This window comes from Mesorhizobium sp. M0991 (assembly GCF_040318915.1).
Lineage (GTDB): Bacteria > Pseudomonadota > Alphaproteobacteria > Rhizobiales > Rhizobiaceae > Mesorhizobium.
In genome coordinates this window covers 47932-60207 of sequence record NZ_JAMYNE010000014.1, presented here as the reverse complement: position 1 = coordinate 60207, position 12276 = coordinate 47932, and the positions used below count along the sequence as shown (strand labels likewise).

At 62.5% G+C, this 12276-nt stretch carries 8 protein-coding genes and 2 pseudogenes; 1 reads left to right on the top strand and 9 read right to left on the bottom strand.

Annotated features, from left to right (window positions below; genetic code table 11):
- Nucleotides 1–75: 75 nt before the first annotated feature.
- From NKH70_RS20630 to NKH70_RS20600, 7 genes and pseudogenes are all read right to left on the bottom strand, one after another.
- A pseudogene (locus NKH70_RS20630) lies at nucleotides 76–1880 on the bottom strand (ABC transporter ATP-binding protein).
- Nucleotides 1877–2821, bottom strand: coding sequence for an acetamidase/formamidase family protein (locus tag NKH70_RS20625; RefSeq protein WP_352716483.1), 945 nt, complete (start codon nucleotides 2819–2821; stop codon nucleotides 1877–1879). The pseudogene NKH70_RS20630 and the gene NKH70_RS20625 overlap by 4 nt, the downstream one beginning before the upstream one ends.
- Nucleotides 2811–4453: pseudogene (locus NKH70_RS20620) on the bottom strand (ABC transporter substrate-binding protein). The gene NKH70_RS20625 and the pseudogene NKH70_RS20620 overlap by 11 nt, the downstream one beginning before the upstream one ends.
- 32 nt (nucleotides 4454–4485) lie before the next feature.
- Nucleotides 4486–5406 carry an ABC transporter permease gene (locus tag NKH70_RS20615; protein ID WP_352716479.1) on the bottom strand — a complete coding sequence of 307 codons (921 nt, stop codon included), beginning with the start codon at nucleotides 5404–5406 and terminating at the stop codon, nucleotides 4486–4488.
- Nucleotides 5403–6269 (bottom strand): ABC transporter permease, encoded by an 867-nt coding sequence (locus NKH70_RS20610; protein ID WP_352716749.1) that lies wholly within the window; start codon nucleotides 6267–6269, stop codon nucleotides 5403–5405. Before NKH70_RS20610 ends, NKH70_RS20615 begins: the two co-directional genes overlap by 4 nt.
- Before the next feature lie 19 nt (nucleotides 6270–6288).
- Nucleotides 6289–6891, bottom strand: a complete 603-nt coding sequence (locus tag NKH70_RS20605; RefSeq protein ID WP_352716477.1) for an ANTAR domain-containing response regulator — start codon at nucleotides 6889–6891, stop codon at nucleotides 6289–6291.
- Nucleotides 6888–8015 (bottom strand): transporter substrate-binding protein, encoded by a 1128-nt coding sequence (locus tag NKH70_RS20600; RefSeq protein WP_352912445.1) that lies wholly within the window; start codon nucleotides 8013–8015, stop codon nucleotides 6888–6890. The genes NKH70_RS20605 and NKH70_RS20600 overlap by 4 nt, the downstream gene beginning before the upstream one ends.
- Before the next feature lie 518 nt (nucleotides 8016–8533).
- Here NKH70_RS20600 and NKH70_RS20595 point away from each other — a divergent pair.
- Nucleotides 8534–9649: a hypothetical protein gene (locus NKH70_RS20595; protein ID WP_352716473.1), complete on the top strand. Its 1116-nt coding sequence runs from the start codon at nucleotides 8534–8536 to the stop codon at nucleotides 9647–9649.
- A gap of 48 nt (nucleotides 9650–9697) precedes the next feature.
- Here NKH70_RS20595 and nadE read toward each other — a convergent pair whose 3' ends face one another.
- Together nadE and NKH70_RS20585 are read right to left on the bottom strand one after the other, a co-directional pair.
- Entirely contained in the window at nucleotides 9698–10705 is a 1008-nt protein-coding gene (gene nadE, locus NKH70_RS20590) for an NAD(+) synthase (protein ID WP_352463914.1), read from the bottom strand.
- Complete coding sequence (locus NKH70_RS20585; protein ID WP_352716471.1) at nucleotides 10702–12264, bottom strand: class I adenylate-forming enzyme family protein; 1563 nt, start codon at nucleotides 12262–12264, stop codon at nucleotides 10702–10704. The genes nadE and NKH70_RS20585 overlap by 4 nt, the downstream gene beginning before the upstream one ends.
- Between the last annotated feature and the right edge of the window lie 12 nt (nucleotides 12265–12276).

Sequence of the window (12276 nt, the reverse complement as noted above, 5' to 3'; positions counted from 1 at the left end):
GATCATTTTCCGCTGCTCGAACATCACGTATGCAGCTGTCCCCGAGCCTCTGCGGGATTGGCTGGACGAGGCAGCCTAAGCTCGATCAGTGGCGACGAGGTGGCCGTCGCCAACATCTTTGAGCTTGAGTTTCCGGGGCTCCTCACCGATGCGCCGCACAGCGCTTGGAATTTCGCTGTCCAAACGGGCGAACCGGGCGCGCCGGCGGCCTGGATCGGGAACCGGAACGGCTTCGATCAGCCGCTTTGTGTAAGGATGGCGCGGGTTGGAGAAGATCTGGTCGCGGGTGCCCATCTCGACGATCTGCCCCAGATACATTACCGCCACGCGATCGGAGATGTTCTCCACCACTGCCATGTCGTGCGAGATGAAGAGATATGCGACGCCGAATTCGCGCTGCAGCTCCTTCAGCAACCTTAACACGCGCGCCTGCACCGACACGTCGAGGGCAGAAACGCTTTCGTCGGCAATGATCAGCTTCGGTCGCAGCGCCAGCGCCCGTGCAATGCAGATTCGCTGGCGCTGCCCGCCGGAGAATTCGTGGGGATAGCGCTCCATCTGGTCAGCGGAGAGGCCGACACGTTCGAACAGTGCGGCGATCTGGGCGTGCCGCTGCTCTCTGTCGCCGATGCCGTGGATCAGCAGAGGCTCGGCGACGAGATCGCCTACTCGCATGCGCGGATCGAGGGACGCGAAGGGATCCTGAAAGATCATCTGCACATTGCGGCGTACAGCCTTGCGCTCCTTTCGACTGAGCGCCGACAGGTCGTGGCCGCCGATTGAAATGCTGCCGGTGTAGGGCACCAGCCCGGCGATCGCCTTGGCCGTCGTCGACTTGCCGCAGCCCGATTCGCCGACCAGCGACAGGGTTTCGTGCGGGGCGATCGAGAAACTGACGCCTTCGACCGCGTGCACCCTGCGGTCAACGCGGCCGAAGAAGCCGCCGTGCAGGTCGAAACGGACGTGAAGATCGCTGACAGATACAAGCTCGGCCGGCATGTTGGCGGCATCTTGTCGGTCTTCGGCCTTCCGTCCGCCGCCGATGCGCGGCACGGCGGCCAGAAGCTCGCGCGTATAGTCGGCCTGCGGGCGGGTGAAGATGTCGGTCGCCCTGCCCTGCTCGACCATCCGGCCATCGCGCATGATGATGACGCGGTCCGCCATTTCGGCGACGACGCCCATGTCGTGCGTGATCAGGATAACGCTGGTGCCGTGCCCGCGCTGCAGGTCGCGCAGCAGCTCCAGCACCTCGCCCTGAACCGTGACGTCGAGGGCGGTCGTCGGTTCATCGGCGATCAGCACATCCGGGTTCAGGGCCAGAGCCATGGCAATCATCACGCGCTGGCGCATGCCGCCTGAGAGTTCGTGCGGATAGTTCTCGAGCCGCCGTTCGGCATCCGGAATTCGTACTGCCTCAGCGCCTCGAGCGCCCTCAGCCGCGAGTAGGAGCGCGACAGCGAGGTGTGTGCCTCGATCGCCTCCGTGAGCTGACGGCCGATGGAAAGAACCGGATTGAGCGATGTCATCGGTTCCTGAAAGATCATGGCAATGCGGTCGCCGCGGATGCGGCGCATACCGCTCTCGCTGAGAGCCGCGAGATCCTGATCGCCGAGCCGGATGGAGCCTGATCTGATGCGTGCCGCCGGCTGCGGCAGCAAGGCCATGATGGCCAGCGCCGTCATCGACTTGCCGGAACCGGACTCGCCGGCGATGCAAAGCGTTTCGCCGCGCATCAGGCCGAATGTGAGGTCGGAAACGACGTCGCGCTCGCCCTCCTCGCCGCGTACGGCGACGCTCAGACCTGAGACGCTGAGTACCGGCCTGACGGAGCCACTCTCCGCAGCGGCCTGCCCGGATCGTTTGATGTCCTCCACCTTCATTCAAAGACGCAGCGGGGGAAGTAGAAAGAAACCACCCAATTGGGCATGTCCACGATCTCGCTGATGCGCAGGTCGCCGCAAACCGACACGAGCATATAGGCGTCTACCGGATCCATGCGGTAGCGGCCGGAGAGCAGGTCGATCATCTGCGAGACGGCGCTCCTGGCGCCGTCCATGAGATCCGGCCCGATACCGGTTGTCACCTCATAGCCCTTGGCGTCGAGATGTCGCGACACCGGACCGGGCGTTGTGAAACGCGGCGTCCGCAGCCGGGCATCCTTGACCAGATCGAGCGTCAGCACGGCGTTCATGGGGCTCTCGATCGCCGTGCCGCAGACCTCGCCGTCTCCTTGCGCGGCGTGCGTGTCGCCGACCGAGAACAACGCTCCCGCGACTTCTACGGGAAGGTAGAGCACCGTGCCGGCAGCAAGATCGCGTATGTCCAGATTGCCGCCCACGCGCCGCGGCGGGACCACCGAATGCAGACCCGGCTCAGCCGGGGCATTGCCGATGGTGCCGGCGAAGGGCTTGAGCGGCACCCGGCCGCTCTTGCCGAACAGCGCCGGTTCGAGCGAGGCGGCGTCGTACTTCCAGATATTCAGTGCCGGTTGAGTGAAGTCATCCGCCAACAGACCGAATCCCGGGATATTCGCCGTCCAACCGAAGCCGGACGGCTTGAACGCCTCGATGGTGATTTTCAGGGCATCGCCCGGCTCTGCCCCGTCGACATAGATTGGCCCAGTAACCGGGTTCACCTTGGCGAAGTCGAGCAAAGCAACATCGTCGACGGTGCTCTCCATCGTCAGCTGCCCGCCGGACGAGTCCAGGCACTGGAACTCGATCGTCGACCCTGGCGCGACCCGTTCGGTCGGGACAAAGGAATTGTCCCAGCCGAAATGATGGTGGCGCCCGTGGATGGTGTAGTCGCAGTTATTGCACATCGGTCACATACACATTGTCGTAGTTGATCGGGATGTGGACCGGGTCGACATAGAGGTTGTCGGCGCCACCCATGCGGGCCGATTTCATGGTGAAACGCTGCTCGTTGAACACCGGTGCCCAGGGCGCGTCTTCCATGATCTTGCCGTAGATCTCGCTCCACATCTTGGCGCGTTCGCCAGCCTTGGCCGGGTCGACGATGGAGTCGGCTTCGGCTGCCTTGGCGTCGAGCTCCTTGTTGCAATACCACGACCAATTCCAGCCGCCTGGGACGGCACCAGCGCAACCGAGGATCGGGCCGTAGAAGTTCGACGGATCGGGGAAGTCGGCGATCCAGGCCATGCCGCCGGACCAGATCATCGGCGCGCCGGACTTGTCGCCGCCGGCGGCGATGACGTTGGCCTGCGCGAGCGACTGGATGCTGGCCTTGATGCCGACCGCCGCCAGATCCTGCTGAATGGCCTGCGCGATGCGCGGGTTGGGATCGGTGTTCATGGCAAACAGCTGCGTGTCAAATCCGTCGAGATGCCCGGCCTCGGCAAGCAAGGCCTTGGCCTTGGCCACGTCATAGGGATAGCCCTTGAATTCCTTGTCATAGCCGGGCATCGACGGCGGCAACGGCTGATTGGCCGGCACCGCACGGTTGTTGATCAACTGGACGATGCGGTCCTTGTTGATCGCCATGTTGACCGCCTGCCGCACCTTCACATTGTCGAAGGGCGCCATGGTGGTATTCATGGTGATATAGCCGGTGTGCAACTGGCCGCCCTCGACGACACGGGCCTTCTGCTCGGGATCGGCCATCACCTCCTGGAATTTCGCTGGCGGAATGCCGTCGCCGGGAACGTCGATCTCGCCTTTCTGCAGCCGCAGCAGCGCCACTATCGGCTCCTGGCCGATCTCAAAGGTGATCTTGTCGAGATGCGGCAGGCCCTTGTGCCAGTAATCCGGGTTGCGCTCGAAAACTACGCGCTGGCCGAGCCTCCATTCGGCGAGCTTGAAGGCGCCGGTGCCGACCGGATGTTTGCCGAAGTCCGCGCCGTATTTTTCGACCTCTTCCTTCGGCACGACATGCGAGAAGTTGATCGCCATGACATGCAGGAAGGTGGCGTCGGCCGGGTCAGCTCGAACTTGATCGTGTAGGGATCGACGACGGTTATGCCCGCCAGGCTTTCCGCCTTGCCGGCAGCGACGTCGTCATAGCCTTTGATCGAGCCGAAGAAGCCGGCACCCGGGCTCTGTGTCTTTGGATTGGTGACCCGGTCGAGCGAATATTTCACATCGTCGGCGGTCATCTCGCGGCCATTGTGGAACTTCACTCCGTGGCGCAGCTTGAAGGTGAAGGTCTTGCCGTCGGGCGCAATCTCGTAGCTCTCGGCAAGGTCGGGCCGCAGGTTGGTGGTGCCCGGCTCGTAGTCCATCAGCCCGTCGAACAGGCTCTTGATCATCGACCAGTTCTGCCAGTCATAGCCGATGGCCGGATCGAGCGTGGCGACGTCGTCCTTATAGGTGATGGTGATCGCGCCGCCCTGCTTGGCATTCGGATCGACGGCGCCTTCGGCGCGTACGCTTGTCATGCCAAGCACCAGCGCAAGCGCCGATGCCGCCACGGTCGATATCAGATATTTTCCCATGTCATGTTCCCTTTCTCTGGTTTTCTTTGTTTTCATCTGAGCTTGATGCGTGGATCGATGAACGGTGCGACCGTGTCGGCCAGGAGATTGCCGAGCACGATGGCAAAGGCCGAAACCAGGGTGACCCCCATGATGATCGGAATATCGATGCGCTGAATGGCCTGCCAGGCTAGCTGGCCGATGCCTGGCCAGCCGAACACGCTTTCGACAACCACGATGCCGCCCATGAAGATGCCGATGTCGATGCCGATCATGGCGATGACCGGCAGGATGGCGTTGGGCAGCGCGTGACGGAAGATAATGGCGCTGCGTGCAAGACCCTTGGCACGCGCGGTACGCACGTAATCCTGGCGCAGCACGTCGATCATCGACGTGCGCATCATGCGGGCGTACCAGCCGGCGCCGAGAATTCCCATGGTCAGCGATGGCAGCACCAGATGACGCCAGGTGCCATAACCGCCGATCGGGAACCAGCCGAGCCGCACCGCGAACACGTAAAGCAGCAGCAGGCCGACGACGAATTGCGGCGCCGAGACGCCGACGAAGGAGGCGACCATCAGCGACTGGTCGGTTGCGGTGCCACGCTTGACGGCGGCGATGAGGCCCATCGTCAGCCCGATCACGACTTCGCAAGCAATGGCGCCGACCATCAGCAGCAGGCTTGCCGGCAGCCGCGAGACGATCAGCTCCGTGACCTCCGAGCGCTGAATGTAGGAGCGACCCAGATCGCCGCTGAGCAGGCTGGTCAGGTAGTGCCAGTACTGGACGACAAAGGGCTGGTCGAGGCCGAGCTGCCGGCGGATGTTCTCGACTGTCTCGGGCGTGGCGCTGCGGCCGGCGATCTGGCGGACAGGATCGGCGGGCAGCAGATAGAGCAACGCAAAGGTGATCAGAGAGACGCCGAGCAAGATGAGCACGGACTGGACAACGCGACGGCCGAGATAGGCGATCATGCCCGCCCCCTTTGCGTCGGATCGAGAATGTCGCGCAACGCATCGCCGACCAGGTTAAAGGCTAGCGCCAGCGCCAGGATCGCCGCACCCGGAAAGAAAACCAGCCAGGGCGCTGCCTGGAAATAGGTTTGGTTTTCGAAGATGATGTTGCCCCAGGAAGCAGTCGGCGGTTGCACGCCGATACCGAGATAGCTGAGCGTCGCTTCCAGAAGCACAGTGGTCGAGATGCCGAGCGTGCCCCAGACGATGATCGTCGGCAAAAGGTGCGGCAGGATATGACGAAACAGGATGCGTGGGGCGCTTGCGCCGATAGTGCGCTCGGCATCGATGAACTCGCGCTCGGCGAGCGAACTTGTCTCGGTGTAGATGACGCGGGCGGTCTGCACCCAGTTCACCAATGCGATCACCATGGCGACGATCCACAGGCTCGGCTGGAGCACCGCCGCCAGGCAGATGGCGAGCAGCAGCGCCGGGAAGGCCATCATCAAATCGGTGAAGCGCATAAGCGCGCTGCCGATCCAGCCGCGGAAATAGCCGGCGGTGATGCCGACCAGCGTGCCGATTAGAAGCGCCACGCCATTGGCGACGATGCCGATGATCAGCGACGTGCGCGCACCGAAGAGGAGACGGGTCAGCAGGTCGCGGCCAAGCAGGTCGGTGCCCAGCCAGAACTGGGCTCCCGGCGGCAGTGGCGCGCCTTCAAGCGTGAGCCCGTCGAACATCTGCTCGTTCGGATCGTAGCCTGTCAGCCACGGTGCAAGAATGGCGCCGGCCAAGACAAGGGCAATAATCCCGAGGCCGAGCAAAGCGAGAGGCCGTTTTAGCAGACGTCGCCAGACGCCGGCGCGAGGCTTGGCTGGCATGCGCCCGGCGGCTGAGAGCTCAGGCGCGATCGGATTGGTCATCGTCGCCTTCTTTTTGTGTCATCGCCACGATCCTGCGCGCGGCGTCCTCGACGCTGATTTGCCAGCTCATCGCCAGCGAGCGGAGCTGCGCATAGGCGCGGCCGTCCTCGGCGCCCTTCGACAAGACCTCCACGGCGCGTACGATGGTCTGGCGCTCCGCGACGCGCTGACGAAGCGAGGCGATCTCGCTGGCCAGAAGCTTGCGCGCCTCGAAACTCTGCCTTGCGATCAAAAGCGCGCTATAGACGCCGGCATTGCCGACCGGTTTCAGCAATTGGGCATCGGCCTTGTGCGACAGTGCCCATTCGACACGCCCCGGCGCCTCGGAGCCGATCAGCGCTATCAGCGGCATCGGTGCCTCGCCCGGCTTCCACGGAAATTGCTCGTCAAAGCCGAGGTCGACGTCGAAGAAAACGAAGTCCGCCGCCAAGGCTTCGGCCGGCAGTTCCGGCCAGAAGCCAATCGCCTCAAGGCCGATGGCCGACAATTGCCTTGTGATCGCCTGCACGGTCGGATGTGGACGATGCAGGACAAAAGCCCTGGCGCCTCCAAGGTTCGGGATACGCGCCATCTTGCTCACGACACCACCCGCAGGCGTGGCCGCCCGAACGTCTCCGTCCGGTCATAGCGGGAAAGGTAGGGATCGGGTGCCACGCCCTTCGTCAGCGTGACCGTTTTGAACGATGTTCCATCGATACGTCCGATCTGCACCGGCAAGGTAGCGTGCTGCGTTTGCGGGTCGATGGCGATGTCGCCCAGCGGTGTTCGAAATGATGTTCCGGCAAAGACCTTGGGAAGGTCCGTCCATTGCGCACCGGGGTTGCGGGTGAGGATCTCGGCGAGCGTGCGCACCGAGGCATAAGCCGCCGCCTCGAAGGATGAGGCAGGCATGACGGAAGACACTGAAGCCGCTCCGCGATCCGCCCCCGAGGTGTCGTGAAAATAGGGCCCAACGGAAAGATGACCATCGCCTGCCCCGTCGAGCGCCGGCAATTCGCATTCCGTGAGATTGCAGGACAGGATCGGGCAACGCTCCGGCCTGAAATGCGGGTCGCTCCGGCCAAGCTCGGCATAGGCGGCGATAAACGCATAGGAAGACGGGCCGATGAGATTGTTCAGAATGAAATCAGGTCTCGTCGCCTGTATCTCCGCGATCAGCCGCGCAACATCGACCTCGCCGAGCGGCAGATAGCGTTCGCCCAGCACCTTGCCGCCAGCGTCCGCAATCAGGTCGCGCGCCACGCGGTTGGTCTCCCAACCCCAGATGTAGTTGGAACCGAGCAGGAAGCCGTCGGCGCCGAAACGAGGCACGACATAGGCAAGCAGCGGTACGAGATGCTGATTGGGGCAGGCGTGCGTGTAGACGACATGCTCGTTGGCTTCGAAGCCCTCGTACGGGCAGGCGTACCACAGCGTGCCGCCTGCCCTTTCCAGGATTGGAATGACCTCCTTGCGGCTCCACGAGGTGACGCAGCCAATGATGTGACGCGCGCCGCTGTTGGCGAGAATGTCCGCGCAGCCGCTTGCATACCGATCGATGTTGCCCTGCGGGTCGCGCTCGACCGGGATAAATTCGAATGGGATAGCGGGATCGGCGTTGACGTCGGCGATGGCGTTCACCGCACCCGCACGGCAGGATTCGGACACCAGCCGGTAGTTGCCGGACCGCGAATAGAGAATGCCGATCTCGATATGCCGTTTCAAGCAAAGCCTCAAAATGACAATGCCCCGCAGCCACCGCCGCAAGGCGAGGCATACGAGGCATTCTTGCCGCCCGGCGGCCAGAGCCGGTATTTGTCCTCACCGTATTACGCCCGCGCCCCCAGTCAAGAGCCGCCACACGAAACTTTGGCCAGCCGAAACGGTTCGACGTGGAGCACGCAACTCATGCCGCTGGTCGTGTAGAGTCCGCCCGGAACCAAAATTGCTGATGTCCAGGTGTGAGGCCGGACAACCTGGTTCGCTACCATTCAAAGCAACGACTTTAATATCGGTTTACCTGAATCTGCTAGCAGCAATGACGCCGGTTTTCGACGGTCAAGCAAAGGGTCCACCTTGCCGCAGCAATTCAGCACTCCGTTCAGTCACCGGGGCGATCGCAACTGGTCGAGGTTGCACGGCTTCATGGGCGTCGAGTTGGAACTCGCGTCCGATGTTCTCGTGCCTCGCGTCGCCTTGGCCCGGAAGCTCGGTGGACGGGACTTTGGTGGCGGGAGCCGGGTTTGAGCGTCATTCGCGCCTTGCAAGGCGCCGACCTCCCGGCAGTCGCGAACATGTTTCAGCGCGTGCTGTTGAAGGAAAGGACCGAAGCGCCGGCCTCTCTCGTGGAATACATGAAACGGTTTTATCTGGATGCGCCCGGTTGCGGAGACGACCTCCGGTCGCTTGTCCACGTCAACAACGCCGGTCGCGTCTCCGGATTTGTTGGTGTCCACGTGCTGCCGATGACGTTCAACGGCCGACAACTACGCGCCGCCATCTGTAGCTCGCTCATGGTCGAAGACCATGAGCACGATCCGCTGGCCGGCGCCCGCTTGCTGAAAGCTTACCTGGATGGTCCGCAGGACATCTCCTTCAGCGAGACGGCCAACGATATCTCCGTGAAATTGTGGACGCGGCTGCGCGGCGTGGTCCTGCCGCAATACAGCCTTGACTGGGTCCGCGTGATGCGCCCCGCGGCCTTCATGCTCAGCCTTTCCGCCAATCGCATGGCGCTTGCCCGAATGCTCAATCCGTTGGCGCGTGCAGTCGACCGATTTTATTGCAGGAGGATGACGTCCAGCGAACGACGCTGGTCGGGTGTGGCGGTGGATGGGGCAGGCCACGGAGCATTTCGTACATCCGAAATCGACGGCCACGCATTCGCCAAGCTCATCGAGCCGTTTACCGCTCAATTCGCCCTGCGGCCGGACTGGACGGAAGACCAACTCGACCACATCCTGACCGATGCGGCACAAAAGCCGGATCTGGGCGAGCTTGTCTACGTTTGTGTGACGTCGCCAGTCGGCACCAATGTCGGCGCTTTCGCCTATTACGCACGGAAGTATGAAATCGGTCGCGTGCTGCAGATCCTCGCCCTCCCCGGCCAGGCGGGCTCCGTGATAGATTGCCTGATCGATCATGCCGCCGCGCGCGGCGTCAGCGGCCTGCGCGGACGCATTCAACCTGCACTTCTGGAGGCGATGCTTGGACGACGCATCGCTTTCCTGACCGTTGCCTCAACGGTGGTGCATTCACGCGATCCAGAGCTTTTGGACGCCATGAAGAACTCGCACGTCTTCCTGAATGGGCTTGCGGGCGAGCAGTGGAGCCGGCTGATCGGCAGCCGTTTCAGCTAAAACGGGACGCGTTCAAATCGGACCGTGCCACACCGCCCTACCTGTTTGTCAGGTGCCGATTTCCTCGACGTCATCAACGAGTTGCGGACGCTGGTGCAGATAACGCGTCGCCTTGCGTTTGGCGATGATATCGGCCCAGACGCGTTCCACTTGTGTGGCGGCCAACCCCGCCGCCTGCCCCACCACCTCAGCCGCCACGCCGTTGTTGAGACCGTAAAGGCAAAGATCCATACGGTCATAAGGAAGCGAGAAGTAGAACTCCTCCTGGGTCTGCGCCAGCGAGTAGGTATCGGTTGTCGGAGGCCGGTTCAGGATTTCCTCCGGAACGCCGAGATGGGCCGCCAGCGCATAGACCTGCGTTTTGTAGAGGTGGGCAATCGGCTTGACGTCCGCGGCGCCGTCACCGTTCTTCACGAAGAAACCCTGATCGTATTCCAGCCGGTTCGGCGTTCCAAGAACGGCGAAGTTCAAGCGATCGGCATGATAGTATTCAATCTGCTTGCGGGTGCGCTGTTTCATATTGGTAGCGGCGACGACGCCGAGATAGACAGGCAGCGGCATTCTCAGTTTCGTCTGCTTGCCTTCCGGATCCTGCACCACCAGGGATGAGATATTGTAATCCCCGCCCTCAAGGACGTTCGCGATCACGATCTTCGAGGCCCAGCCTTCGCCGTATTCCGGGACCAATTCGCGGATGAAGGCGTCGCGACGCTTGTAGCACCCCATTGCGCGCAGGATCGGCCCGATATCCTCCGTCACAGCCTCGACACCAAAAGTTTCGGCGACGAGGCGGCCGAGCCGCAGACTTTCAGGATCGGAATCGCTTTCCGGCATGAACAGGCAAAGCACATTCTTGGGGCCGACGGCTCGTGCCGCCAACGCGACCGAGACGCTCGAATCGATCCCGCCCGAAAGACCGAGCACAAGGCCCCGCTTGCGAAGCCCGCGCAACTGCTGGCGCAAGGCCGTTACGATACGGTCCGTTTCGGTGGCCAGGTCGATCGCCAGAGCCTGCGCCAGAAAGGTCCGCGCATCCTCGGTCGGGCGAACATTCATTGCGCGGCCTCCATTGTTTCTGCCGCAAGCCGACGGCTGACCTTGCCGGTATCGGTCTTCGGCAGCTCGCGGCGGAACTCGATGACCTTGGGGACCATGAAGTCCTCAAGGTGGCGTGCGCAGTGACGTATGATATCCTTTTCGCTCAGCGCCGGGTCGGACCGTACGATAACTGCGCCGATCGCATGCCCGAGCACGGGATCCGGCACACCGACAACCACCGCTTCCGCGATGCCCGGATGAGCATGAAGCACGGCTTCCACTTCCTTGGGCGCCACCTTCTCTCCCCGCGACTTTATGATGTCGTCCTTGCGGCCGACGAAATAAAGAAAGCCTTCTTCATCGGCCCTGAATAGATCGCCGGTGTAGAGAACCTTCTCCCAAGGGTTCGGACCCGGGCGCAGGGCTCGTGCCGTCGCAGTTTCGTTTCGCCAATAACCCTGCATGACGTGCGGCCCGCGAATGACCAACTCACCTGCTACGCCCGACGGCACCCGTTGCCCGTGGTCGTCGACGACAAAGGCTTCGGTGTTCGGAATGGCTATTCCGACCGAACCCGGCCGGCGGTCGAGCTCCTCGGGCGGCAGATAGGTGCAGCGCTTGCATTCCGTCAGGCCATACATCGAATAGAGCCTGACACCGGGGAAAAGGAACCGAAGGCGTTCTATGTGAGGCGGCGGCAAGGCAGCCGCCGTGTTGGAAATATAGCGAAGGCTGGGCAGGAAGCCCGGCGCCAGGTCCCTCATCTGCAGGATCATCGCTGCCATCGTGGGCACGAGCGGAAGCCCGGTGACGCCTTCCTGGCGGATGCGTTCAAATATCGCTTGGGGAAAAGCGAAGGACTTCTCGAGCACGAGCGTGGCGCCGAGCCTGACAGCCATCAGCAGCTGATAGAGGCCGTAGTCGAAGGCGAGGGGCAGAACATTCAAGATGATGTCGTCTGGCGAGTTGCGCAGATAAGTGGTGATGGAGTTGGCCGCCGCGTCGCAATTGCGGTGCGTCATCATCACGCCCTTGGGCCGGCCGGTCGAGCCCGAGGTGTAGATCAACATCGCAAGATCGACGTCAATGCCGCGATGGTCAATCTCCCTGGCTTGGAACGTCAAGCAATCCGCCAGCGATGTGGCACCTGCCGGGCATTGATTATCGGCAGCAACGGTGGAAGCCACGAAGATGCCGGTCTTGCCGGAGGACGTCTTGCCGGAGGATCCAGACGCCTCGGCGACCACGGGCATCAGTTTTGCTTGCGTGAGGATCGCGGCCGCATCGCAATCGGCGATGATGTAGGCCAGCTTTTCGGCCTTGGTGGATGCGTTGATCGGACTGAACGTCGCGCCTGCTTTAAGAACCGCGAAAATCGAAACCGCAGCCTCCCAGCAATTGTCCATGAAGATCAGCACCCGGTCGTCGCGCCTGACGCCATTCATGAAAAGGGCGGCGGCCAGGCGGCTCGAGAGATCGTCCAGCTCTTCGTAGCACAGCCTTTTGTGCTCGGTGATCAATGCCGTTTTGGCTGGATGGGCAGCGGCCTTCGCCGTCAGAAAATGTTCGATCCGCACGGACGCTCCTCG